The organism is Cupriavidus sp. GW822-FHT02D05, assembly GCF_058802485.1.
The window spans coordinates 108,086-134,186 of record NZ_JBXAOE010000020.1; the positions used below are offsets into that span (position 1 = coordinate 108,086).

Sequence of the window (26,101 nt, forward strand, 5' to 3'; positions counted from 1 at the left end):
GGCAGCGGTTGTGATCGCGCTTAGAGCAGAGATAGCGCTCAGGCCGCCCGGGGGGGCGGGCGCAGCGCTGCCAGCGACGCGTCAAGGTGCGCCAGCGTTGGGGCAAGAATCGGCAGCAAGGCTTGCGCGGTGGCGAGGTCGCCGAACTGGGCGGCGGATTCGAGCCGGCCGCAAAGCGTGACCAGGGCCCCGCACTCCAGGATCCTGGCCGAGCCCTTGATGCGGTGAGCCCCGCTGCCAAACCGCTGCCAGGCGCCGTCCGCCAGCGCCGTGCGCATCATCTCGAGGTCAATGCGATTGGTCTCGACCAGGCTGTCCACCAGGTCCCTGACGATATCCGCATCACCACCCGCGAGCGTATCGAGCAGCGTGCCGACGGCCGCGCATTCGCCGGGCGACACCGCGACAAACCCGTGCTCGGCCAGCGCGTGCGCCAGCGAGCTGACGTTGACCGGCGCGCTGAGCGTGGCATCGAAGGCGGCGCCACGGGCCGCATCAACCACGCTCGCGTCCGCGCCGGCCTGAACCACCGAAAACAACAGACTGTCCGAGGACAGGCCGAAGTCGCTGCGGGCGAGCTCGCCGGCATGGTCATCGGCCAGCCAGACCAGTGCCAGCCTGGGCGGCTCGCGTTGGACGCGCCCCGGATCCGGGCTGGCCAGGCCCACGTGCTCGACGGAAAAGCCCAGGCCCGCAAGCACGGCCGCCAGCCCGCTGATTTGCAACGCTTGCACGCCACTCTCGGTAGTACTGAGTAATAGCGCACGGATCATGTATTTGCCTCTGTGAACAACTGCATATTGTTACCCCGCTGCCAATGAGCGGCAACTGGCTGGCGTCATTGCGAAGGCGTCAGGCGGCAGCGCCGTGCTAAGTCGACCAAGTCCACCAGCGAGGTAGCCCGCAGCTTGCCCATGATGCGGGTCTTATGGCTGCTCACCGTTTTGTTGCTGATAAATAAGAGGTCTCCGATCGCCTTGTTGGACAAGCCCCTGACCAGCATCTGCAGGATGACAATCTCTTTGTCCGAGAGCAAGGCGAGCCGCTCTTCATCCGGCCGCTGGTTGAGCTGCGGCAGCTCGCGCTCATAACGCATTTCGGGAAACACCGTGTAGCCGGCCATCACCCATTCGAAGCAGCGCACGATTTCCTTCATGTCCTGCATCTTGCTGACAAAGCCCTGGGCGCCCGCCCGCCGCACCCGCGGCGCGAAGACGGCCTGGTCCTGACCCGAAATCACCAGGATCCGGATCGGCGGATAAATCCGCTTCAGGCGCGGGATCACGTCCAGCCCGCTGATACGGGGAATATCCAGGTCCAGCACGGCAAGATCGGGCTCGAACTGCCGTGCGACTTCAATGGCAGTCTGGCCGTTGTCGGCTTCCAGAATATGGCTGACCCCGAGCACTTGCGACAACTGGGTCTTGATCACCAGGCGCAGTGCGGGATGATCGTCGACGATCAGGATAATTGCCACTCGCGCTCTCCCCAAGACTGCCAAAAAAACGAACTCACCTGCGTCGGGCGACAGCCGGCAACTAAAAGGTGAAGCGCGGATTATGTGGTGAAGTTGCCCCAAAACTGGCGTGAAACTTCCGAATGAGCCGTCGGAAATTTCGCAAAGCAGAGGAAACTCACCCCTGCATCGTGCGCGGGCACGTCGTTTCGGCACTTGGGAATACCAGGAAAAGTGCTAAAAGGTCACTTTTTACGAGAGACCATACAAGGGATGGCGACGTCCCTGCGCTTTCCGTTGGGAAGTTTCCTAGGCAATCGGGGGAAAAACCTGGGGAGAAAGGCGCTAATGAAGCCCCGCAGACTGCCTGGCAACTCCGCCAGCACGGGGCCTCGGCGCAGCGGTGCCGCAGGAAATGTCTCCCCAGGCAACGACAGCGCTGAATCAAACCCCAGAATTTTCTGCTTTGGACACCATTTCCGCGCAGTTCCCGGCTCGCCCTCGCGCTTGCGGCGAAATGAGGAAATTTCTCAAACCGGCATCGCGTTCCCAGCGATACAGTCAGCAGTCACAAATCAGGAGCGCAAGGAACTCTGCCATGAGCGACGTCACCCCTCTTTGCCCACGCCAGTTGCCGGGGCCAACGGAGCGGTCCCCGCGATGCGTGCGCTGCCGCCGATTGTCGTCGTGGATCCGTGCCCATGCCGGCTAACCGCTCGTACGCCAAATCCCACATCGTCATCGCCGACGACCATCCTGCTGGGCTTGAGAGGCTTGCTGGCGCGGTTCGATGGCATAGAGATCGCCGGCATCGCGAGGAACTCCACCGAAATCCTCGCGGCGCTCAGCCGGAAACCGTGTGACATCCTGCTGACGGACTACGCGATGCCAGGCGGCGCCCATGGCGACGGCCTGCACATGATCGAGTTCGTGCGGCGGCGCTATCCCGCCCTGTCGATTCTGGTGGTCACCATGCTGGACAACCCCGTGCAGATCGGCAGGCTGGTCCGGTTCGAGCGCTTGTCGGTGGTCAGCAAGCTCGACGATGCCTCGCATATCGCGGTTGGCCTGTCGCAGGTGCTCGACGGCGTGCGCTACCTGTCGCCGACGATCCGGCAACTGCTGGACAGCACCGGGCCGGACGTGGACGTGCGCTCCCGGTTCAGCGCCCTCAGCCCGCGCGAGACCGATGTGATCCGGCTCTACCTGTCGGGCATGTCCGTCAGCGAGATCGGCGTGAGTCTCGGGCGCAGCGTCAAGACCATCAGCACCCAGAAGGTGTCCGCCATGCGCAAGCTCGGGCTGCGCGGCGACCTGGATCTCTTCAGCTACGCCATCTCCGTCGGCCTGCTCGGCCGGCCCCGCAAGCGGGCCGCAGGCAAGCTGGTGCCACAGCCAAAGAACAGCGGCCCGCGATAGAGGATAGAGGAGCGCGGGCGCCCAGGCGCTGGGGGGAACAAGGGACACCTGCAAAGCGCTTTCAACGGATTCACTGGACTTTCCCATGGGGGGCGGCGACCATGGACGGGCACGTATCCCCGCTTGACGGCTGCCGTGGCGATCCGTCGAGCCCTGTCACGAACTATTCATCAGCAAGCGCCTGTCATGCCGCGCGGGCAAGGGGGCATCAAATGAACCGTCTTCGATACTCGGTGGACCTGTCGTATGAAGTCCTGGATGCCGAGGCTGACTTCCTGTTCAACATCGAAGCCGCCCGTACCGCCCGCCAGAGCATTGTTTCCGAGCGTCTGACGGTGCCGCCCGTGCTGCGCATGGACCAGTACACCGATGCCATGCTATGCAACCGGCTGATCCGGCTGCGCGCCCCCAAGGGGCATCTGGCGATCCACTATGAAGCCGTGGTCGATATCGACCATCGCCTCGACGATCCTTCGACCTTGCACGAAGTGCCGATCGCGCAACTGCCCTTCGAGGTGCTGCCCTACCTGGCGCCTAGCCGCTACTGCGAATCCGACCGCCTGATGGAGTTTGCCCTGCGGGAGTTCGGCAAGGTGCCATGGGGCTACTCGCGCATCGTGGCAATCCGGGAATGGGCGCGCAACCATGTGCGTTTCCTCTCGACGTCCACCAATGAGCGCACGTCGGCCGTGGATACGATCGTCGAGCGCATCGGCGTGTGCCGGGATTTCGCGCACCTGATGATTGCCATCTGCCGGGCGCTGAGCATTCCCGCACGCATCTCCAGCAGCCTGGACTACGGCGCGGATCCCGCGCTCGGGCCGCCGGATTTCCATGCCTTCGTGGAAGTCTTCCTGTCGGGCAGGTGGTATCTCGTCGACCCCTCCGGCACCTCCATTCCCACGGGCCTGCTGCGCATCGGCACGGGACGGGACGCGGGTGAGATCCCGTTCGCGGCGATCTTCGGCAAAGTGGAGTCCGAGCGGCCCTTCGTGCAGATCCATGCGGTGACAGATACGGCGCTCGGCCTGGAAATGCCGCTGTACACCGACTGGGGCATCTGCACCTGGTAAGGCGTGGCGGCCGGCCTATTCATTCCCGGCTGGCACCTGCGGGGGCATCCGGGGTGGCGTATCCGCCGCCACCTCCGCCAGCAGCCAGGACACGAAGACCCCGACCAACGGGCTATGCCACTTGTCCTCAAGGCAAACAAAGTAATAGGATTTGGGAGAGACATAAGTGGCGTCCAGCAACCGCACCAACCGCCCCGCCTTCAGGTCCTCCCTCACCACGTAATCGGGCAGCAGGGCGATCCCCATGCCGCTGAGCGCCGCTTGCAGCCCCATGGCCAGTGAAGCATAGCGCGGCCCGCGCAGGGCCCTGCGCTCCGCCATGCCGATCACGTCGAAGTAGCCCGCCCACGCCTCCAGCGCCTCCGCCTGGTGCAGCAGCGGCAGGTGCTCCAGCGCAGCCTGGGCGGACTCCGCCTGCGCCAGCAGTTCGGGCACGCACACCGGAAACAAGGCCAGTGGCATCACCTTGACGCCGACATGCCCTTCGGGCAGGCCCGTGCAAACCTGGATCGCGCCGTCCAGACCGGACGCACGCAGATCCACCGTGCCTGCCTTGGCGGTGACGTTGACCTGGATCTGCGGATGGGCCTTGGCAAACCCCGCCAGCCTCGGCAGCAACCAGATATTGCCTAGCGAAACCGGCACGCGCAGATCGAGCCGGCCACCGCTGCCCCTGCTTGTCAGCACCTCCAGCGTGGCTTCCTCCAGTTCGGCAATCACCTTGCGGACCGCGCGCAGATATTGCTCGCCTGCCTGGGTGGGCGAGACCGCGCCCTTGCGGCGGGTCAGCATGGGCACGCCGAGGTATTCTTCGAGCTCGGTCAACTGCTTGCTGACCGCGCTCTGCGTCAGGCATAGCTCGTCGGCCGCGCCGGTCACGCTGGCTAGCCTGACGGTAGCTTCTAGCGCCACCAGGTGGGACAGCGCGGGCAGGTGCCTGCCGTTCGTGCTTCTCATGAGGCCGTTCTGGTCGATAAAGGGTGGAGAAGATGGCGGGCATGCCGCGTGCCCGCACGAACACGCGGGCACGCGGCGGCGCCCATGGCCGCTACGCAGGCAAACGTCGAAGACGGCGGGTCAGCCGATGCGCCAGGCCGGCACCGTGCCATCCTCCGGCGCGCTCGCGCGCAGGTAGTCGCTGGTCTCGGCGCAGCGCTCCCGGTTGCTACGGCGCACCTGCAAGCCATTGAGCACGCCGCCGATCACGTTGGCGTGGGCCCGGTCCAGGTACCTGAGCGCCTCTGCCACCTTCTCCTGCGGCGTGATGTCGGCGCGCACGAACAGCAGCGTGGCGCCGGCAACGCGGCTGACCAGCGCGGCGTCGGCCACCGCGAGGATGGGGGGCGTATCCACGAGGACCAGGTCAAAGCCCGCGGCGCAGGTGAGCAGCACCTCCCGCAGGGCGGGCAGCATCAGCAGCTCGGATGGATTCGCCGGCCGCGTGCCGGCCGAGAGCAGCCACAGCCCGCCGACAGCGGTGGGCTGGATCGCATCATGCAGCGTGAGGGCCCCGCCCAGCAGGTCGGCCAGCCCCAGCGTGCCCTCCAGGCCGAACTGCCCGGCCACGCGGGCACGGCGCAGGTCGGCGTCGACCACCAGCACGCGCATGCCGGCCTCCGCCGCCAGCACGGCCAGGTTGACCGCGCCAAAGGTCTTGCCCGCGCCCACGGAGGCACTGGTGATGGCCACGATGTGGTTGGCAGCGCCGTCCATGGCGAAGTGCAGCGACGCGCGCAAGGTGCGCAGCCCCTCAACGGCCGGGGCATGCGGATACTGCCGCGCGAGCAGGTACCGGTCGTGCAGCACCGTGTCTTCATGCGCCGCGCCGGGGTGCACCGAAGCGGTGGACACGCAGTGCCGCAGGCTCGCCCGCGCCGCGTCGTCCGTGCCGCGTGCGAGCCGCACCGTCTGGCCCGGCTCGCACGCGGACAAGACCGGTGCGCGCAAGGGGCGCGGCTGCGCCAGGCTCTTGCGCTCCAGCTCGAGCTGCTCGGGGCTGAACACGACCTCGCCCACCATCGGCAACGCCAGGCTCCCCTCGATCGCGGCAGCGCTCTCCATGCCCCGGAACGCGCGGCTCTTGCGCGCCGCCAGCCCGGAGCCGGCCAACAGGCCCAGCAGCGCCGCCAGGCCCGTCACCAGCGCCCGATTCGGGCCGGCCGGCAACGCAGGTGCCACCGCAAGATCCACGAGCCGCACGTCGCTGCTCTGGTCGGACTGCGCCAGAGACAGCAACTGTGCCTGCCGGCGCAAGGACATGTACATGTCCTCGGCCACCTTCACGTCGCGGCTGAGCGCCCCCGACTCCCGCTCCGCCTCGGACAGCCCTTGGCGCCGGCTATCCATGCTGCGCCTGTCGCCGCGCAGCTGCTCGATCTGCTCGTCGATCGCCCGCACTTCCTGGCTCTGCGGCATGTAATTGCGCAGCAGGCGCGCGCGCTCGAGCCGCAGCCCGGAGATCTGCCGCTGGTACTCGATGCTGCCGCTGAGGTAGGACTGCGACTCCTGGGAAGGCTGCAATGACCCGGCGCGCGCGCGGTACCGGGCCAAGGCCGCTTCGGCCGCCTCCAGCTCGGCCTTCACGCGCGGCAGCTCGCTGGAGACGAAATCCAGCTGCTGGTTGTCCTGCTCGCGCCGATGGCCAACCTGCGTATCGACAATCGAGCGGGCCACGGCATTGACCACGGCCGCGGCATGCTCCGGGTCGGCGTCGCGCCAGACGATGCGCACCGCGTCGGCGGCTGCACCAGCGGCCGCGCCAGCCGCGCCGCCCGCCGCTCCACCATTCGGCCCGGTTGCCGTGGCCGTGCCGCGCTGCGGCTCCAGCTTGAGTCCGCGCGCCAGCAGCTCGACAGCCGTGATGGCGTCGCGGCGCATCACCACGAACTCGGTTCCCGCGCGCGCGGTGAGCTGCGCCAGCTTGAGCGAAACACCATTGCCCCGCGCGATGTCGCCGACCTTGCCCGTCAGCAGCAACGCGCCGTCCTCGCTCAGCAGGCGAAAGCGCTGGTCGCCCAGCGCCACCAGCGTCAATGGCTGGTTGAGCAGCGCGTCGGGCACGTTGAGGGCGATCAGGTCGATCCGCTCACCCCCCCAGGCGTAGGCGGACAGGCTCTCCAGCGGCGCGGCTAGCGGCGTCGACAGCGGCCTGGAAGGCTGCCCGAACTGCGCGCCACCGGCAAACCGCGCCCATAGCGCGCCGGCCACGGGCACAGTACGCGCAGCCGCGGTGATATCGAGCCGGGTTTCCCGCACCACCGGCGTCAGCACCGCGCGGCTGGTCATCGCATCCGGCCGCAGTTCGTCGGCGGGCTGCCCCGCGCTGGCCGTGCCCTGCGCATTCAGCGCAAGGCGCCTGGCAGACTCCGGGCGCACCAGTACGTCCGCCTCGTACATGGCAGGCAGCGACCACGCATACAGCGCGCCGCACAGCGCGCCAAGCAGCATGGCGGCAAGGATCCAGCCGGCATGGTCAAGCAGTGCCCGGGCCGCGCCCCAGCGCGCGCGGGAACCCGGCTGCCGCGATGCCGGCGACAAGCCCACTTCGGTAAAGGTAATCACGCTCGGCTCCCCCGCTTGCACTCCATGCCCTACATGCCCTACATGCCGCGCAGCCCTTGCTGCGCTCAGTGCGCGTGATGCGCACAGACAGCCAGCGCGCGGGCGTGTCCCACCCGTTCCGTCAAGGCCGGCCCGTCATCCCCGGTGGACAGCAAGCGCCCGTATTCGCGCCTGACGAGGCCGTAGCACTCGCAGACGTGCAGCTCCAGCCGGACCCGGTCGATCACCGTGATGTGGCCGCGGCTGTAGTGGATCAGCCCGAGATCCGCCAGTTTCCTGGCGGCCTCGGTCACGCCCTCCCGGCGCACGCCCAGCTTGGTGGCAATGACCTGCTGGGTGATGGCGATCTCGTTCGAGCAAAGGCGGTCGACGGCGAGCAGCAGCCAGCGGCAAACCTGCTGGTTAAGCGAGTGATAGCGGTTGCACACCGCGGTCTGCGCGATCTGCGTGAGCAATGCCTGCACGTACAGCAGGGTCAGCCGCAGGATTGCCGGCGAGCGCAGCAGTTCTTGCCGCAGCTTGTTCGCCGCCAGCCGGTAGCCGAACCCGGGCGTGTGCACCTCCAGCCGGTAGGGCATGGCATTGCCCCCCGTCACCACCGGGATGCCGACCATGCCCTCGTTGCCGACCGTGGCGATCTCGACGGTAGTGGCGTCCTCCAGGAAGGACAGCATGGAGACGACCGCCGTGGTCGGGAAATACACATGGTTGGTATGCTGCCCGCAATCGGTCAACAGTTGCCCGGGGCGCAGGCGCACCAGTTCGAGGTGGTTGGAGATGGCCTCCCAGTCGTCGCGCGGCAAGCCGCGCAGGAGGTGATTGACGTCCGGAGCGAATCGCTGGCTGTGCATCATGTGTTCCCCCTGCAAGACCCCAACTACCCAACTGCCTGCCCCCCAGCCCTGGTTTATTTGCCCAGTTGCTTGGTGAAGAACAGGGTCTGGATGGTCGGCGTAATCTGCTCGAGCACCCGGTTAAAGCGCACGGCATCCGACGTGCCCACATACACCACGTCGAGCGGCTCCATGCGGAACTGCGTCGACAGCAGCAAAGCATCCACCTGTGTCATGTCAAGCCGGTACACGGCTGGCTGGGTCGGGTTCTCGCGCGCGCCGCGGATCACGAAGACCTGGCGCGGGTCGGCAGCGCGGATGTCGATGCTGTTGACGCCGGCGAGCGCGTCGGCCAGCGTGAGCCGGCCCTTGTTCATCAGCAGCGAGGTCGGCTTGACCACTTCGCCCATCACGAAGATCCGGCTGGAGAGCCGGTCGGGTACGTTGATGATGTCGCCGCCCTGCAAGAGGAAATCACCCACACCATTGCGCCGCTCGGTCAGCGTATCGAGGTCCAGCTCGTAGACCTTGTCGCCGCGCGTCAGCCTGACCTTCTGCACGTCGGCATCGGGCAACGTGCCGCCCGTGCGCGCAATGGCGTTGATCATCGAGAGCGGCACATCGGTGACCTGCAACGATCCCGGGTTCTTCACCAGCCCCGTGACGTCGATCCGGCTGTTGCGGTACGACACCACGCGCACGTCGACCCGCGGGTCCCGGATCTCCTTGGACAACGCCGTGGAGATCATGCTGCGCACCTGCTCCACGGTCTTTCCACCAACCCGCAGCATGCCCACGGGCGGATAGTAGGCCTCGCCATTGGCGCCGACGCGAAACCCGTTCTGCTCCAGCGGCGCCTGCTGTTGCGCGCCGTCGGCGCCGGGCGCGATCGGAATAGGTTGCATGTTCGCCGCGCTGGAGCTCAGTTGCGGGTTGTACAGCACCGTGACGCCCAGCAGGTCCTGCGGGCCGATGCGGTATTCATACTTCGCGATGCTCTGGGCAAGGTTCGCGCCCGTGGCGGGTGTCACCTGGCTGTTGGTCGCAGCAACCGCGTCAATCTGGCGGGAGATCACCGCCGAGTTGATCAGTTGCACCGGGTAAGCTTCCGTACCAGTCTTGGCGCCGATGTCGTCATGCAGGCGACTCGAGTCCAGTGCCGGGCCCGGCGCCCAAGCGCATCCACCAAGAACGGCAACGAATGCAAGAGCGGGAAAGATCCTGGTTGCCATGGCAGCGTCTCCTTGTCGTGAACCGCATTCAAGTCGTTCGAGGGCGCTGCGCCTGCAACGATCCATCTGGGATTCCGCCCCCCCGGATAGCCGCAAGATTCGCGCCAATACCTGGTCTCTATGTACGTTAGGCCACAGTCGCGCAGGCACGCCCGCGCCCAAGCCTGGCCCCCGAAGTCACTCCTCCCGCAAGGGCTCCAGGCCCTGCGCCGCAGCCGCCATGCCCGCGCCCGCCAGCGTCATCGCTTGCTCAGGCTCGCGTGCAGGCGCCCTGCGCTGCGGCATGCCGTCGCTCGTGTAGGTCGCGCACGGCATGCCAAGCTCCCGTGCGATGTGCCCGCCCAGGCGCAATGCCAGCGCAGCAATGGTGATGGTGGGAAAATTCGCGCCGACGGTCGGGAACACCGAACTGCCGGCCACGTAGAGATTCGAGATGCCGTGGACGCGGCTATTACGGTCCACTACTCCCATTGCTGGCGAATCATGCATGCGTGTGGTGCCCATGTGGTGCCAGGTACCTTCGAGCGCGGCCGGCCAGGGCTGGCCCTCCACGGGTGGATCCAGCGTGACTTGCGCCACGCCGCTGCTTTGCAGCTCCTGCGCCAGCAGCGCAAAGGTGCGGTCAAAGGTACGCTGCACCAGGCTGCCCACGCGCCAGTGCACCCGCACTCGCGGCACGCCGAGCCGGTCGCGGTGTTCGGACAGCGTCACCCGGCTGTCCGGATCGGGATCGGCCTCCACGATAGCCTGCATCTTGACGTCGGTGATCAGCGAGCGCGGCTGCATCAGCCGGGTCAGCCCGAAGCCCACGGTGTCGACCGGATGCGCGGCCATGGTCAGCAGGTCCCGGGTGAGGCTGTGGCCTGGCTGGTCCTTCTTCAGCAGTGCCTGCTTGGTGCGGAACAGCGCCTCCGCGCCTTTGCTGCCTTCGCCATAGAACATCGAGAAGAACCACACCCGCGCATTGAGCAGGCCTTCGCGCTCCAGCACGGCGGGCTTGAGCGCGAATTGCGAGGAGACATAGGTGCCGTTGGCACTCACCGCCGCGTTCTGGTAGTGGTACTTGATGTCGTAGAGCTTGTTGCGCGCCCATCCCTTGTTGAAGCGGACACTGCCGGACATCAGCCGCGGATGGTCCATGAAATAGCGGCCCACCAGGTCCGCGCCATTGCCCAGGCCGGCAGGCTGCACCTTGTTCGATGCCAGCAGCAGGCGCGCGTTTTCGATGCCGCCCGTGGCCAGCACGAACAAGCGCGCCGCCACCTTGATGCGCCGCCCGCTGAGCGTGGCGACCGAGACCTGCGTCACCGACGTGGCATCGGCATTGGTGCCGATGTCGACCACGTTGGCGTAGAGATACACCTTGACGCGATGCGACTGTTCCAGCGGCTCGCGGTACAGCTTGCCAAAGCGGGCCGGCGGGCTGAACTGCGAGATCGTGTCGCGGATATGCTCGCCGATCAGCGGCAGGCGCCGCACGTCGGGACGGCGGATGGCTGCCTCCCAGTAAGCGGGATCGAAGTTGTTGGGCCCGAGCTTGAGCAGCGCATGGGTGCGCTCGTAATATGGGGTGAGCTCATCGAGCCCGAACGGCCAGCCGCTGTGCGCCACCCAGCTGCGCTTTTCCAGGTCCCACGGGTCCAGCGGGCGGCACCAGCCGCCCCAGCAATTGCTGCTGCCGCCGAGAAAGCGGCTACGGCTGCCATCGGCGAAGGTATAGGGCAGCCCGATGTTCTCGCCGCGATAGAGGTCGCGCGTGTCGTCGTCGGCCTTGTAGCCGCCACTCTCCAGCAAGCAGGCATCGATGCCAAGCCGCTGCATCTCCAGCGCCAGCGTGATGCCGGCCACCCCGGCGCCGATGATGCAGACGGTAGTGTGCACCACGGCGTCCTCTTCGAGCTTTCTGGTGTCGATAAACATCTACTGCTCCCCCTGTTGGCCGGTTTCAAGACGGATTGCCGCTACCCTTCCCGCTTCCATCTTCGTACGACGCCCTCGCTCGCGTGCGCCAACATTGCGCTAACCGCGGCCAAGCGCGTGCGTTGCCGGACGCATCCCGCATCCCGCATCAGGCATCGCGGCCCAGCCACTCGGGTTCCATCACGGCCTGCGCCGGCTCGCCGGACTGCAGCACGCGCAGCAGGTCGCGAGCCATGCTTTCCACGGTGAAGCGCCGGTTGAACGTTGCCTTGGCGCAGGCGCGCATCTGCACGCGCTGGGCGTCGTCCATGGAGAGCCAGCGCCGCAGCAGCGCCTCGCATCCCTCGACGGTGTCGGGCGCGGCAAGGCCCGCGCCGTCGCGCTCGATCTCGCGCCAGATGTTGACCTTGTCGGAGATCAGCGCGGGCACGGCGCAACCCAGCGCCTCGGCCACCGCGATGCCGAAATTCTCCTGGTGCGAGGGCAGTGCGAACACATCGCTGGCGTAGAACGCGCCCCACTTCATCTCTGCGCGCAGCATGCCGGGCCAGCTCACGCGTGCGCCGATGCCACGCGCTGCGGCCTGCGACTGCAGCCGCGGCACCCATCCCGCGCTATCGGGGCCCGCGATCACGAGGTGCGCCTGCGGGTCCAGCGCCGCCACGCGGGCAAAGGCATCGATCAGCAGGTCGCAGCCTTTCTTCTCGTGCACGCGGCCAAGAAACAAGACGATGCGCTTGCCGCGCAGCTCGGGGTATGCCGCCAGGAAGCGCTCGCGCAACGCCACGCCGTCGGCGTCGTGCTCCGGGGGCGGCGACTGCGTGCCAAGGCTCACGACCGATTCCCTGGCGCGGTACAGCCAGAAGGACTGGCTGGCCAGGCGCCGCTCTTCCTCGGCGGTAAACAACACGGCTCGCGCATCGCGCAATACGCGGTACTCGGCCCACGGCCAGTAGAGCCACTTCTTCAGGTGCTTGCGCGGGTAGGCGCGCTTGAACCAGGGATCGAGCATGCCGTGCGGGTAGACGTAGTACGGCACCTGCAGCTTGCGCAACGCGCGCCATGCGCCAAAGCCATGGTATTGCCACAGGCCGTTGATGATGACCGCGTCGAACTCCTGCGCATGCTCGCGCAGCCAGGGCACCAGCCGCGGCGAGTAGTGGTAGTAGCCGCGCGCGGGCCCCAGCACGTGCAAAGGCAAGGGGAAGTCGGCCAGGTAGGGCGCATCCGGCGGATCGAGCGACAGCACCTCCACGCGATGGCCCTGCGCGACAAGCTGGGCGCTGCCCTGGCGCACGCATTCCACAGGTCCGCCCAGCCTGGGATCGATCGATGAAAGCAGGTGAAGGATGTTCATCGGTCGACTCCTTGCGGGGCAAATCGCAGACGCTTGGGCGCACGCTCGGGCTGGTCGTCGCCGGCCGCGTTGGCAGCCGGCGCGTGGGCTATCGTTGTCAGCATCGGTGGATAGGTCCCGGGCCTGAGCGCGGGCGCCCCCGCCAGCGGGGCTCGCCTGGGCCTTCCCTGTTTTGCCTGTCGTGCCTGCCGCGCGCGTTCGGCCGCCGCGCCCTGCGCGGCGAGCTTCGCGGCCGTCGAGCGGGCCAGCTGCGCATGCGTGGCCACCAGCAGGCCCAGCGCCACGCCGTACACCACGCCGGAAAAGCGCGGGCCCAGCGGATTGCCGCCGATCGACGTGGCCGGCAGCGCCGCCAGCACCAGCAAGGCGCGGCCCATCACGGCCAGGTTGGGCGCGTTCGGCGCCACGCGCCGCCAGTGGCGATAGGCCATGCTGCCGCGATAGAGCGAGAACAGCACGATGGCGGGAAACGCGATGCCAAACAGCAAGCCGCCAGCGAACAACTGGTAGACCCAGAAGTTATGCCCCGCCGTCCACTCGTTGATGGCATAGAACTCTTTCTCGCTCATCTGCCCGGAGAGCGCCTTCAGGTAAGCGGGCGAATAACGATAGAAATGCCCGTAGCCTTTGCCGACCACGAGCGACGTCGTGTTCGAGATGACCTGGTCATACTGGTCCTTGAGCTCGGCGAGCCGGGTGGCGGTCGTCGGGTCGATGCCGGAAGCGGTTGCCTTGCCCGCCGCAATCCGCTGGGTCCAGTGCGCGGCGACGCTCGGAAACAGCGCCGAGCCAATCAACGCGGTGCCGCCTACCAGCACCGTCGTGATGACGACCGCGCGCAGCACCGCCTTGAGCAGATGGCGCAGCGACGCCGCGCTCAGCCACGTGGCAAAGCAGAACAGCAACGCCGTGCCGACCAGCAAGCTGCGCGTGACGCTGAGCATCTCGATGGTCACGGTGCCGATGAACAGCAGCACGGTGAACCTGGTCACGCGCCTGGCAATGACGAACTCGTGCAGCAGCACGCCCTGCGTCGCCAGAAAGACCACCGAGACAATGCGAAAGCGCACCGTCTCCAGCCCGCCCCCCACCGCCATGCCATAGGCAAAGCTGAACAGCAGCGACGTCACCATGGCGGCGAACATCGCCGACTCGATCTGCGTCAGGCGCTCTTGCGGCCACGGATGGCGCGCGGCCAGGTAGCCGATCAGGAACAGCATGAACGGCAACAGCACGCGCAGGTAATTGCCAACATCGTTGCCCTGGATCCACTGCGGGACGATGCTGCCCGGCACGGTCAGCAGCAACGCGGCCATGACCGCCGAGCTCAACCGGGTGCGCGTGACAAAGCGCGGCGCGATCAAGGCCAGGGCAATGCCCGCCGCGATCACCGGCAAGGTCAGCAGGATCTGCGTCAGGCGGCTGCCGTTTTCATCGACGCTTTTGAAATCCACTGCCAGCGGGCATAGCATCAGCCATATCCAGATGGTCGCGAAGCGGTTGCGCATGGCGGGCCCTCCTTCATCCGTTGGAGGCTTGCACCGGCACGGCCGGTGCCTGGGCCGCCGATGCGGGCGGCGGCACAGGCGGCACCACGGACAGCACTGCGGGCAGCACTATGCGCGGGCGCGCCAGCCGGCGCCGCAACTGCCGGCGCATCGGTTCCTCGACATAGCGGTAGATGGCCACGCTCAGCAAGATGGCCAGGGCCATCGCCAGCCAGCCGGCCTGCTGGCGCCAGCCGGCCAGGTAAGCCATGCGCGCCAGCGGTACGTGAATCAGGTAGAGCGCGAAGCTGGCTTCACCAAGCGACACCAGCCAGCGCCGGTGCAGCACGCCTGCCACCGGCCGCTCCAGCAAGGCAAGGCCAAGGATCAGCGCGCCAAAGAACGGCGCCTGCAGGTAGAAGGCGGGACTGAGCGGGCGCAGCACCGCCAGCGCGCCGATCGCGCAAACCGCCACCGCCACCAGGGCCATGCCGAGCGCGTGCCGGCTGCCGCCGGCGCCACGCAGCCGCGCGTAGGCAATGCCCGCGCAGACACCGAGCACGAACTCGAAAAGGTGGGTCAGCGGAAACTGCGCCACCAGAAAGCCATGCCGCGACGGCGGCAGCACCGCCAGCAGCAGCGCGATCCAGGCACCTTGCAACAGCCACAGCGCCAGGCACAGCAGCGCCAGCGCGCCGCTGCCACGCTTTTCCAGCCGGCGTAGCAGCAACGGAAACAAGGCGTAGAAGAAGGCCTCGCAGGAGATGCTCCAGGCCGGTCCGTTCCATGGCTGGTTGAGCGCCGAGAACGGCAGCCACGCGGTCAGCGCCAGCAACTGGGCCACGAGGCTCACCGCCAGCATCGCGACGTACGACCCCTTGAGCCCATACCACTCGCGCAACAGCTCGCTGTCGCCCGTATGCAAGAGCCACACCGTCACCGGCAGCGACAACAGCAGCGACAGCACCAGCACCGGGTAGATCCTGGCGAAGCGCGCGGCGTAGAACGCGGCAGCGCCGCCTGGCAGGCCGATCTTGTCCCGGTAGGTGAAGGTCAGCACAAAGCCGGACAGCACGAAGAACAGCGAGACAGCCGGCCGGCCGCCGTCGGCCAGTTGCAGGAACCACACCGGGCCGTTGAGCACGCCGATCTCGGTGAAGTGGCAGAGCACGACGGTCAGCGCCGCCAGGAAGCGGATGCTGGTGAGCGCGGGCAAAGTCCCCACGGCGTGGCTTGCCGTCGCCGTGCCGTAAGGCCGCGCTGCCGCTCGGCCTTGTGCTGGCGCCGCGCCTGGTTGTGTCGCTGACATGCTTCACCTCCCCTGTCTTTTTTTTGCACTTGGTTCTGCGCCTGCTTTCTTGTTGTTGCGTGCGCGACACCCGGCCTACGCCGCCTACCGCACCTACCGCACCTACCGCACCTACAGCACCTACTCCACCTTCTCCGGCTGCAATACGTTGGCCGGGAGTTCGTCCCCGACGCGGGGCTCCCCCGCCGCGGGCCGGGCCGAGCCTTCTCCACACAACGCGCGCAGCCTGGCGTCGAAGCGGGACAGCACGGCGGCGGCGGACAGCGTGGCCTCGGCGTAGCCGCGCGCCGCGGCCCCTAGCTCCGCACGCAGCGCGGGCGATGCCGCGAGCCGCTTGATGGCGCCCGCCAGGGCCTCGACGTCGTCCGGGGGCACCGCAACCCCGCGCGGCGATACTGCCGCGAACAGCTCGGTCCCCGGCAGCGCCATGGCGACGATGGCGCGCCCGCTGGCAAACATGCCGGTCAGCTTGGAGGGCATGACCAGGTCGGCCGCATCGCCGCGCTGGGGCAGCACGTGGATGTCCGCCAGGTTCAACAGTTCGTTTAGCCGGTCGACGGGCTGCAGCGGCAGGAAGCGGCAGTTGTCCAGCCCGGCGCAGTGGGTTTCCAGCATGGCCCGGGCCGGGCCGTTGCCGCAGAAGACAAAGGTGATGCCGGCATTGCCGGCCAGTGCGGCAACCGCGCACACCAGGATTTCCAGGCCTTGCTTCTCGCCCATGTTGCCCGCATAGAGCACCACCTTCTGGTCCGGCGCAATGCCGAGCTCCTCGCGATAGGTGCTGGGCCGCTCCAGCGGGTAGATGGCGGTGGTGTCCACCCAGTTGGGCAGGCGGAACACGCGCGTGCTGGCCACGCCCTTGCGCACCGCATGCTCGGCCATCTTCTCCGAGATGGTGGACACCACGTCGAAGCGGCGCATCAGGAGACGCTCCGTGGCAAGCGCCGCGCGCCGCAGCCTTGCGCCTTTAAGCATGCCCAGCTCGAAGGCAGCATCGACTTCATAGTCCTGCACGTGGAGCCAGGTCCTGGCGCCGGCCAGGCGCGCCACCATCCATGTGGCGGGCACGCTCATCAAGTTGGGGGCAATCGCCATCACGGCGTCCGGGCGCCATAGCACCTGCCTGAGCAAGGACGGCAGCGCGCCAAGCGCGAAGCTGGCGAGATGCAGCAGGCGCGTAGCGCCGGTCGGGCGCGCGGGCACCCACAACGGCGCGCGATGCACCTGCACGCCGCCGCGCAGCTCGCGGGTGTAGCGCCAGGCGGAATATCCCTCGCCCACGCGCCAGCCGGGGTAGTAAGGGGGCGCGCAGACCACGCGGACCTCATGCCCGCTGGCGGCCAGCGCTTCGGCCATCTCGGCGGTGTATTTGCCGATTCCGGTCAGCTCCGGCGCATAGTTCTGTCCGCAGATCAGGATTCTCACGGGACTCTCCATTCGGTTCTGCGTGTGTCACTCCGGCAACGTGACGCCTTCCTCCCGGCCAGCCGGCCGACCAGGGAGCGCTGCGCATGCAGCGAACACGCGCAACCCTCCCTGCAATGGCCGCAAAGGCCATCGCAAGGTCAAGACACGCGGCAGGAAGAAAAGCGGGCTGGTCCTGGCTGGGTCCTGGCTTAGGTCTGCACGCCCGTTCGCTGATGCACTTCCGGCTCGCTCAGCATCGCGGCGCAGCCGCGCGCGATATTCGACGCGGCGTTCGCCGGATCGAAGCGCCGGATCACGGACAGGCACCGCTCCGCGGTGGCCTGGGTATCCGCGAACGCCGCCACCGCGCGGGTCATGCCGGCCTGCAGCGCGGCGGCGCTGCGCGCCGGCACCGCAAACCCGGTCTCGCCTTCGAGCACCAGTTCCGGCACGCAGCCGCAGTTCTCGCTGACCACCGCCGGGCAGCCATGGGCGAGCGCCTCGTTGACCACCAGGCCCCACGGCTCGCTATGGCTGGGCAAGACCATGCAGGCCGCCCGGTAGTACTCCTTGGACAAGCCTTCGTCCTGCAGGCTGCCGACCTGGCATACCGCGGCCTCAAGGCCGAGCTCCGCCGCCATCTGGCGCAGGGTGCCTGACATCGGCCCGGTGCCGACCAGCCGCAGCGTTGCCGACGGCATCGTCTTGTGCACGCCGGCGAAGGCTTCCAGCAGGGTGTCCAGCCCCTTTTCTTCCGACAGGCGGCCCACATACAGGAACACAGGCGCACCGTCGGCGCGGTGCTTCAGGCGCTGCTGCAGGGCTTGCTCCGGCTTGTAGGTGGCCGGCATGGCGGCCGCCTGGCAGGGCGTGAAGATCCGCTCCGGCTTGGCGCCGAGCGACATCAGGTATTCGCGGCTGCGCTCGCCAAAACCAAAGTAGCCGTGGCACAGCGAGAAGAACACGCGCTTGGGAATGGAGGTCAGCATGCGCCGCGGCCGGTCCCGCCCGGTGGAGTCGCAAAACACCGCGCGCCGCTTGCCGGTGACGATGCAGGCCAGCAGCATCGCCCAGTATTCCGGGCGGTGGTAGCCCGGCAGCACCACCAGCTCACCCTTGGCCTTGAGCACTTCCCAGGTCAGGCGCGCAGTCATCTTCCAGCGCGGCACATCCTCATAGCAGCCGGCGTACAGCTGGTGCATGGGATAGTTGTGAAACGAGTAGTCGACGTCCGAGAAGCCGAGCCGGAAGTGCTCCGTCTCCGCGATCTGCACCATGTCGTAATGGATCGAGCTTGCCGCAGACTGGCTGTGCAACGCCGAGAACACCGCGCCCTTGTGGCGCGACCAGACTACGTTGTGGAATATCGTGACTGAGCCTGACATTGTTATCTCCTGTTTGCGGTCACTCGATAACGGCACCGGAGAGCGCTGTTGCCCCTGCCTGCTCGACCCTGGGCAACCCCTCTTCCATGCGCCGCGAATACTCCTGGTAGATGGCGGAAATCCCTTCATCAAGGCCGATCGCGGGCCGCCAGCCGATCTGCCCCAGTTTCGAAACATCAAGCAGCTTGCAAGGCGTGCCGTCCGGCTTGGAGGTATCGAACACAAGTTCGCCCTCGAAGCCGGCAATGCGGCAGATCCGCTCCGCCAGCTCGCGGATCGGCAAGTCCCGGCCCGTGCCTACGTTGAATACGCCTTGCGGCACCTCGCGCTCCAGCAGGAACAGCGTGGCCGACGCGAGGTCATCCACATGCAGGAACTCGCGGCGCGGCTTGCCGGTGCCCCAGATGGTCATGCTTGGGGCGCCTTGCCGGGTTGCCGTGCAGGCCTTGCTGATCAGCGCCGGCAGCACGTGGCTGGTGGCGAGGTCGTAGTTGTCGTTGGGGCCGTACAGGTTGGTCGGCATGACCGAGAGATAGCGGGTGCCGAACTGCCGGTTGTAGGCCTCGCAGAGTTTCAGCCCGGCGATCTTGGCGATGGCGTAGGCCTCGTTGGTGGGCTCCAGCGCGCCCGTCAGCAGGTACTCCTCGCGGATCGGCTGCGCGCAGTCGCGTGGATAGATGCAGGAAGAGCCAAAGAACACCAGCCGCCCCACACCTGCCTGGTACGCGGCGTGGATCACGTTGGTCTCGATGACCAGGTTCTCGTATAGGAAGCTGGCCGGCCGCGTGGCATTGGCAAGGATGCCGCCGACGCGCGCAGCGGCAAGCAGCACCACCTCGATGCCCTCGTCGGCAAAGAAGCGGTGCACCGCGCCCTGGTCCGTCAGGTCCAGCTCGGCGCGGTCCCGCGTCACCAGGTTGCGGTAGCCATCGGCCCGCAGGCGCCGCACCAGCGCGGAGCCCACCATGCCGTTGTGGCCTGCGATAAAGAAGACGGTGTTCTTGTCCATGGCGCTTACTCGTGGTGTTCCAGCGCCTGGAAGCCGGCCAGCGTCACCAGCGCATCGCGCCGGGCAATCTGGAAGTCGGAGCGGACCATCTCCTTGACCAGCTTGGAGAACGGCGTACGCGGCGCCCAGCCCAGCTTGGCATGGGCCTTGGACGGGTCGCCCAGCAAGGTCTCCACCTCGGTGGGCCGGAAATACGCCGGATCCACACGCACGATCACCTTGCCCGGGGTGAGCTTGGTTTCCTTGCCCCTGACAGACTCCACGATCCCGACCTCATCCACGCCGCTGCCCTCGAATCGCACGGTGACGCCTAGCTCGGCGGCGGCGCACTGGACGAACTCGCGCACGCTGTACTGCTCGCCGCTGGCGATCACGAAGTCCTCCGGCTGGTCCTGCTGCAGCATCAGCCATTGCATCTCCACATAGTCGCGCGCATGGCCCCAGTCACGCAGCGCGGACAGGTTGCCCAGGTAGAACTCGTCCTGCAGCCCGACCGCGATGCGCGAGATCGCCCGCGTGATCTTGCGGGTGACGAAGGTCTCGCCGCGCACCGGAGACTCATGATTGAAGAGGATGCCGTTGCAGGCGTACATGCCGTAGGCCTCGCGATAGTTGACCGTGATCCAGTAGGCATAGAGCTTGGCCACCGCGTAGGGGCTGCGCGGATAGAACGGCGTGGACTCCTTCTGCGGGATCTCCTGCACCAGCCCGTACAGCTCGGAGGTGGAAGCCTGGTAGAAGCGTGTTTTTTTCTGCAGCCCGAGGATGCGGATGGCCTCCAGGATGCGCAGCGTGCCAAGGCCGTCGGCATTGGCCGTGTACTCGGGTTCCTCGAACGAGACGGCCACATGGCTCTGGGCCGCCAGGTTGTAGATCTCGTCGGGCATCACCTGCTGGATGACGCGCAGCATGCTGGTGGCATCCGTCAGGTCACCGTGGTGCAGGAAGAAGTGCCGGTCGGGATCGTGCCGCTCGCGGTAAAGGTGATCGATGCGGTCTGTATTGAACAGGGAGGTGCGGCGCTTGATGCCGTGCACGTCGTATCCCTTTTCGAGCAGCAACTCAGCCAGATAGGAACCGTCCTGCCCGGTAACACCAGTGATCAGAGCAACCTTGCGCGTCATTGTCGTTCTCCCGCCTTGCGTTGGTAATGCTTGGTATGGATGTCGAGTCAGCGGCCCCCCTCGGCCCTACTTCACCCGTCCTTCGTAGCCGTAGTACTCGGTGTAGCCCGTGCGCAGCAGCAGTGGCGGCTTGGGGACATCGGTCAGCAGCACGCCATGCAGCGTCACGCCGCCGTTGGCCAGGCGCCGCGCGGTCTCGGTGACCTCGGCCGCGGAATGCCGGCCGTGGCGTACCACCAGCAAGGTGGTGCCCGCGTGCCGCCCGAGCAGCGTGGCATCCGTGACCGCGAGCACAGGCGGCGTGTCGATGATGACCATGTCGTAGCGTTGCTTGAACAGGTCCAGCATGGCGTGAAAGCGATCGCTCATCAGCAGCTCCGCCGGATCGGGCGGCAAGCTGCCGCGGGTCAGCACATCCAGGCCCGGCAGCACCTCGCGGATCACCACGGAGTCGATGTCCGTGCCCATCAGCGTGTCCGACAGTCCCGGCACCTGCGACAGCCCGAAGTGCACATGAACCTCGCCGCGCCGCATGTCGCCGTCGATCAGCAGCACGCGCTTGCGCCCGGACGCGACCAGCGCGGCCAGGTTCACGGACAGGAACGACTTGCCGGCATCCTGGCGCGAGCCGGTCAGCATCACGACGTTGTTGCGGGCGGTGTGCAGCGCGTACTGCAGCGTGGTGCGCAAGGCGCGCACGCCTTCCACGGCGATATCGTCCGGCGCGCGTGCCGCCAGCACGCCCAGCCCGCTGCTGCCGGAGGCGCGCAGCTCGCGCTGCAGGCGCAGCTGCGTCTGGCTGCGCGGCACCACCGCGCAGACCGGCACGCCCAGCATCCGCTCGATCTCTTCCGGATGCTCCACGCCGCCATACAGGGCCTTGCGCAGGAACGCCAGCAAGGCCCCCAGCACCAGGCCGATGCCGCCGCTGATCAGCACCAGCATGGCGCGTTGCGGGCGGATCGGGTCGTCCGCGGGTTCGGCGAAGTCCACCACGCGCACGTTGCCGACCTGGCCCGCCTTGACGATGCGCAGTTGCTGCGCGTTGTTGAGCAGGTTGGTATAGAGCTCGGTATCCACGCGCACGTCCCGCTCCAGCCGCAGTGCGGTCTGCTCGGTATCCGGCAGCACGGAGACACTGCGGCGCAGCGTGCTTTGCTGCGCGCTCAGCGTTTCGATCTGTGCCATCAGCGCCACCACCGCCGGGTTGGCGTCGGTGTAGTGCGTGCGGATCTCGGCCAGCCGCGTCTGCAAGCGGGCCAGGCTGGTCTTGTTCTCCACGATCTGCTGCAGCAGCAGCCGGCTTTCCTCGCCGAGGTTGACGGTGCCCTGCCGATTGCGAAAGGAGTTGTAGCGCTCCTCCGCCAGGTCTAGCTCCTTGCGCAGCGCCGGCAGTTGCTGGTCCAGGAACGCCAGCGTGTGCTCGGCTTCGGCGGAGCGCCGCCCAATGTCCTGCTGCACGAACTGGCGCGCGACGGTGTTGACGATGTCCGCGGTGAGCTTGGGGTCCGGCCCTTCCAGGCTGGCGCGGATGATGCCGGACTGCAGGGCGGACTCGGCCACCGCGAGCGCGCGCTGGATACGCTCCACCGTGCCGATGGTGGATGCGCGCACCAGTTCGAACTGCGACCCGCTGCGCCCGACCAGCGCATCCACGCGGATGCGCACGGGGCCAAGCGCGGTGGTGCCTTCGGCCTCCTCGCCCACCCGGCCCTGCAGCACCGTATTGCCTTCGGGATCCCGCAGGGTATAGGTGTGCGCGCTGTCGGCGATCAGCTTGAACACCTTGCCGTAGTACTTCTGCGGCGTGTCGAGCCGCGAGATCGTGATGGATTCCGCGCCCCATGCGTACTGCGACAGGCCGAGCAGTTCCGTGGGCGGTGCCAGCCCGCTGTTGTACGCGGCCAGCCACGCGCCGATCACCGGGAAGTAGCGCGGCCTGGCCGCGATATCCAGATGCAGCTTGCGCACCGCCTCCTCCACCACCAGCCGGGACCGGATCAGCTCGATCTCGGCCGCCGTGGAGGAGTTGGGATCGAAGATCGACGACAGCGTCTGCAGCGACGAGCCCTGGTTGGCATTGGCGGCGTTGCCGCCCTTGCTCTCCTCCACCTGGATCATGGCGTCGGCGCGGTAGACCGGTTTCTGCAGCAAGGCATAGACGGTGCCCAGCACCAGCGCCAGCAGGGTGATGGCAGCAATCATGCGCCAGTGGTCGACCAGCGTCACCAGGTAGTCGGACAGCCGAAGCTCGGCCGGGCCGGAGACATCGGTGTATTGGGTTTCGAATGAGGTAGCCATGTCTTGTTGACTTCCATCTAACGATCGCTTCCCGCCGGCAACGCGCTAGCGCCTGCCGCGGCCCTGTCCTTGCGCTCCGTACGGCTCAGTACGGCTCAGTACGCGTTGCGATGCACCAGGCCCTTGACCACCGTGGCGGCGATGATCCGCATATCGAGCGCGAACGACCAGTTGCCCAGGTAGTACAGGTCGCAGGCGATGCGGCCCTCCATCTTCTCGATGCGATCCGTCTCGCCGCGGTAGCCATTTACCTGGGCCCAGCCGGTAATGCCGGGCTTGACGCGGTAGCGGTGGATGTAGCCGCTGACCAGCTTCTGGTACTGGTCGTCATGCTCGATGGCATGCGGGCGCGGCCCCACCACCGACATGTCGCCGCGCAGCACGTTGAAGAACTGCGGCAACTCATCCAGGCTGGTACGCCGCAGGAACGCGCCCACGCGCGTGATGCGCGGATCGTTGCGCTTGGCCTGGGTCACCACGCCGGCCGCCTCGGCATGCGTGCGCATGGAGCGGAACTTGTAGATGGTGAAGATGCGCCCGTCGGTGCTCTTGCGCTTTTGCTTGAACAGCACCGGCCCGCGCGACGACAGCTTGACGGCAATGGCGATCGCGATCAGCAGCGGCGACAGGCCGATCAGCGCGGCTGCGGCGAAAAGGCGGTCGAACACGTCCTTCTGGCGCAGCGCGGAGGCCGATAGCGGCGACGCCACCAGGTTGATCGCGGGCATGCCGATCAGCTCGATGGTGCCGCTGTCGAACAACGCCAGGCTGTGCAGGTCCGGCATGAAGCGGACGTTGACCAGTTCGTCGCGGAACTCCTCCACGAACTCCAGGATGACGCGCTCCTCGGACAGCGGCAGCGCCAGCCACAGTTCATGGATATCCTGCGAGCGGATATAGCGATGGAAGGCGGCGCGATCGTCGAACGTCGGCACCTTCGCATTGAGGCTGCCACCCTGCGGCGCCACGTTGAACGCCGCCACCACGCGAAAGCCGGAGGCAGGCGCGGCCACGCCGCGCCGGATGACCGCGCTGCAGTGCGCACCGCAGCCAACCACGGCGACCTTGTGCAGGTTCATGCCTGCGCTGCGTACCTGGCCCAGCACCGCATGGGTCATCAGGCGCGACACGATCAGCATGGCGCCGGTGGAGCCCGTCCAGTAGACGAACCACAGGCGCGAGACGATGTCGATATGGTGCAACGAGAACAACACCATGACGCCGCTGAACTGCACCAGCAGCCAGGCCAGCGCGATATGTCCGGCCAGCCCGATCTTGGAGCGTCCGCGCCAGGACTCGTAGATGCCGAAGGCAGGAAACAACGCCAGCGTGAACGCGACGCAGAGCGCGATGAACACGTCGTAGAACGTGCGCTGCGACATGTCGTTGAAGCGCATGTGCGAGGCAATCGCGGCACCGGCAAACACCAGCGCGACATCCAGAAGGCGCGCCAGCAACCCTTCAATCTTGAGCATGTTCCTCTCCCCGTTCTTCCCAGCCCTTCACGTTTCTTCACCACTCGTTGCCTGACTTCCTTCTTGACTTCCCTCATGTCGCTTTCCAGCGCGCCACGCCACGTATTCCTGGCGCGCCGCACGCGAGCTCCCCATGGTCGCGTCCGGCGGCGCCCGCGTGGCCCGGCGGTCCTTCGTTCCTCGTCCCTTGGTCCTTACGCTTGTGGTCCCGGGCAACGGCCGTAGGTATCGTCGACGCGCACGATGTCGTCTTCACCCAGGTAGCCGCCGGACTGGATCTCGATGATCTCCAGCGGGAGCTTTCCCGGGTTCTCCAGGCGATGCAGCACGCCGAGCGGAATAAAGGTGGACTGGTTCTCGCTGAGCAGGAATTGCTCCTCGCCACGCGTGACCATCGCGGTGCCGCTGACCACCACCCAATGCTCGGCGCGATGGTGATGCAGCTGCAGCGACAGGCGCGCGCCCGGCTGGACCACGATGCGCTTGACCTGAAAGCGATCGCCATGCTCGATGGAGTCATAGAAGCCCCAGGGCCTGCGTACCTTGCGGTGCGTGTCGGCCTCCGGCGCGTGCAGGATCTTCATGCGCGCGACCACATCCTTGACGTCCTGCACATGCGAACGATCCACGACCAGCACCGCGTCGGCTGTCTCCACCACCACGATGTTGCTGGTCCCGACGCATGCCACCAGGCGCCCGTCGGAATGGACATAGCTGGAGTGCGCGCCTTCGAACACCACACGGCCGCGCCCGGCGTTGCCTTCGGCGTCCTTGTCCATGGCATCCCACACGGCGTCCCACGAGCCCAGGTCCGACCAGCCCGCCTCCAGTGGCACCACCACGCCCCGGCACGGCGAGGCCGGGTTGTCCAGGCGCTCCATCACGGCGTAGTCGATCGAGTCCGACGGGCTCAGGAAGAACTGCCGCGACGCGGGCCGGAAGAACAGGCCCTCTTGCTTGCCTTCGGCCACCGACGCGACGCACATCTCGTGGATCGCGGGATGCAATGCCTCGATCGCCCTCATCCAGACCGTGGCGCGCACGACAAAGATGCCGCTGTTCCACCAGTAGTTGCCACTGGCCACGTACTGCGCGGCAAGCTCGATGGCAGGCTTCTCGACAAAGCGCTCCATGTGGCGCACGCCGTCGGGCAGCATCTCGCCAAGCTTGATGTAGCCATAGCCCGTGTCGGGCCGCGTGGGCGGCACGCCAAGGGTGACGATGGCCCCCTCGCTGGCATGGGCGGCCGCGATCGACAGCGCCCGGTGAAAGGCGCCGGCATCGGCAATCGCGTGGTCGGCCGGCATGACCACCAGGATTGCGTCCTGGCCGTCGGCCAGCGCCAGCGATGCGGCCAGCGTGAGCGCGGGCGCCGTATTGCGCCGGACCGGCTCCACCACCAGCCGGCCTTGCATGCCGCTGGCCTGCAATTGTTCGCTGGTGATAAAGCGATGCTCGTCGCCGCAGACGATGATGGCGCTGGGCTCGATCTCGTGGCCGGCGGAGAAGCCCTGCATGCGCAGCAGCGTGGACTGCAGCAGCGAGTCCTTGCCCACCAGGTCGATCAGCTGCTTGGGGAAATGTTCTCGCGACAGCGGCCACAGCCGCGTGCCCGCACCGCCGGCCAGCACCACGGGCGCAATGCGCAAGCGCACGGGCGCGCCCGGCGCCGCCGCGGCGGTGTCCCCGGGTTGCACGGCAACAGGCTCCAGCACTTTATTCGACATGATCCAGCCCTCCCTGGTCGGGCGCC

General features: G+C 67.0%; 19 protein-coding genes. 2 read left to right on the forward strand and 17 right to left on the reverse strand.

Going from position 1 to position 26,101, the window contains the following annotated elements:
- Window positions 1–38: 38 nt before the first annotated feature.
- Together AC1RQK_RS25555 and AC1RQK_RS25560 are read right to left on the reverse strand one after the other, a co-directional pair.
- A complete protein-coding gene (locus AC1RQK_RS25555; RefSeq protein ID WP_492811792.1) occupies window positions 39–734 on the reverse strand; it encodes an Hpt domain-containing protein in 696 nt (231 codons plus the stop codon).
- Window positions 735–838: 104 nt separating this feature from the next.
- The gene (locus AC1RQK_RS25560; protein WP_492371801.1) at window positions 839–1,477 is read right to left on the reverse strand and encodes a response regulator; all 639 of its coding nucleotides are present in this window, start codon (window positions 1,475–1,477) and stop codon (window positions 839–841) included.
- A 744-nt stretch (window positions 1,478–2,221) separates the two neighbouring features.
- Here AC1RQK_RS25560 and AC1RQK_RS25565 point away from each other — a divergent pair.
- Entirely contained in the window at window positions 2,222–2,875 is a 654-nt protein-coding gene (locus AC1RQK_RS25565; RefSeq protein ID WP_492811793.1) for a LuxR C-terminal-related transcriptional regulator, read from the forward strand.
- Window positions 2,876–3,087: 212 nt separating this feature from the next.
- A complete protein-coding gene (locus AC1RQK_RS25570) occupies window positions 3,088–3,948 on the forward strand; it encodes a transglutaminase-like domain-containing protein (protein WP_492371803.1) in 861 nt (286 codons plus the stop codon).
- A 15-nt stretch (window positions 3,949–3,963) separates the two neighbouring features.
- On the opposite strand, the gene AC1RQK_RS25575 is transcribed toward AC1RQK_RS25570, so the two are convergent.
- The 15 genes from AC1RQK_RS25575 to AC1RQK_RS25645 form a co-directional block, all read right to left on the reverse strand.
- Window positions 3,964–4,905 (reverse strand): LysR substrate-binding domain-containing protein, encoded by a 942-nt coding sequence (locus tag AC1RQK_RS25575; protein WP_492371804.1) that lies wholly within the window; start codon window positions 4,903–4,905, stop codon window positions 3,964–3,966.
- A gap of 120 nt (window positions 4,906–5,025) precedes the next feature.
- Complete coding sequence (locus AC1RQK_RS25580; protein ID WP_492811794.1) at window positions 5,026–7,509, reverse strand: polysaccharide biosynthesis tyrosine autokinase; 2,484 nt, start codon at window positions 7,507–7,509, stop codon at window positions 5,026–5,028.
- A 65-nt stretch (window positions 7,510–7,574) separates the two neighbouring features.
- Complete coding sequence (locus AC1RQK_RS25585) at window positions 7,575–8,360, reverse strand: Crp/Fnr family transcriptional regulator (protein WP_492371848.1); 786 nt, start codon at window positions 8,358–8,360, stop codon at window positions 7,575–7,577.
- A gap of 56 nt (window positions 8,361–8,416) precedes the next feature.
- Window positions 8,417–9,574 (reverse strand): polysaccharide biosynthesis/export family protein, encoded by a 1,158-nt coding sequence (locus AC1RQK_RS25590; RefSeq protein ID WP_492811795.1) that lies wholly within the window; start codon window positions 9,572–9,574, stop codon window positions 8,417–8,419.
- Between the two features lie 177 nt (window positions 9,575–9,751).
- Entirely contained in the window at window positions 9,752–11,494 is a 1,743-nt protein-coding gene (locus AC1RQK_RS25595; RefSeq protein WP_492811796.1) for an FAD-dependent oxidoreductase, read from the reverse strand.
- Window positions 11,495–11,642: 148 nt separating this feature from the next.
- Complete coding sequence (locus tag AC1RQK_RS25600; protein WP_174424572.1) at window positions 11,643–12,851, reverse strand: glycosyltransferase; 1,209 nt, start codon at window positions 12,849–12,851, stop codon at window positions 11,643–11,645.
- Window positions 12,848–14,359 carry a hypothetical protein gene (locus AC1RQK_RS25605; RefSeq protein WP_492811797.1) on the reverse strand — a complete coding sequence of 504 codons (1,512 nt, stop codon included), beginning with the start codon at window positions 14,357–14,359 and terminating at the stop codon, window positions 12,848–12,850. The genes AC1RQK_RS25600 and AC1RQK_RS25605 overlap by 4 nt, the downstream gene beginning before the upstream one ends.
- Window positions 14,360–14,372: 13 nt before the next feature.
- Window positions 14,373–15,647 (reverse strand): acyltransferase family protein, encoded by a 1,275-nt coding sequence (locus AC1RQK_RS25610; RefSeq protein WP_492811798.1) that lies wholly within the window; start codon window positions 15,645–15,647, stop codon window positions 14,373–14,375.
- Between the two features lie 120 nt (window positions 15,648–15,767).
- Window positions 15,768–17,072, reverse strand: coding sequence for a glycosyltransferase WbuB (locus AC1RQK_RS25615; RefSeq protein WP_492811799.1), 1,305 nt, complete (start codon window positions 17,070–17,072; stop codon window positions 15,768–15,770).
- A gap of 191 nt (window positions 17,073–17,263) precedes the next feature.
- A complete protein-coding gene (locus AC1RQK_RS25620; protein ID WP_492371811.1) occupies window positions 17,264–18,439 on the reverse strand; it encodes a glycosyltransferase family 4 protein in 1,176 nt (391 codons plus the stop codon).
- A 19-nt stretch (window positions 18,440–18,458) separates the two neighbouring features.
- On the reverse strand, window positions 18,459–19,448 hold the full coding sequence (locus tag AC1RQK_RS25625) for a GDP-L-fucose synthase family protein (protein ID WP_492371812.1): 990 nt from the start codon (window positions 19,446–19,448) through the stop codon (window positions 18,459–18,461).
- 5 nt (window positions 19,449–19,453) lie between these two features.
- Entirely contained in the window at window positions 19,454–20,572 is a 1,119-nt protein-coding gene (gmd, locus tag AC1RQK_RS25630; protein WP_492811800.1) for a GDP-mannose 4,6-dehydratase, read from the reverse strand.
- Between the two features lie 66 nt (window positions 20,573–20,638).
- Window positions 20,639–22,873: a polysaccharide biosynthesis tyrosine autokinase gene (locus AC1RQK_RS25635; protein WP_492371814.1), complete on the reverse strand. Its 2,235-nt coding sequence runs from the start codon at window positions 22,871–22,873 to the stop codon at window positions 20,639–20,641.
- 95 nt (window positions 22,874–22,968) lie between these two features.
- Window positions 22,969–24,348, reverse strand: a complete 1,380-nt coding sequence (locus tag AC1RQK_RS25640) for an undecaprenyl-phosphate glucose phosphotransferase (RefSeq protein ID WP_492811801.1) — start codon at window positions 24,346–24,348, stop codon at window positions 22,969–22,971.
- 194 nt (window positions 24,349–24,542) lie between these two features.
- A complete protein-coding gene (locus AC1RQK_RS25645; RefSeq protein ID WP_492371815.1) occupies window positions 24,543–26,075 on the reverse strand; it encodes a mannose-1-phosphate guanylyltransferase/mannose-6-phosphate isomerase in 1,533 nt (510 codons plus the stop codon).
- Window positions 26,076–26,101: the final 26 nt, after the last annotated feature.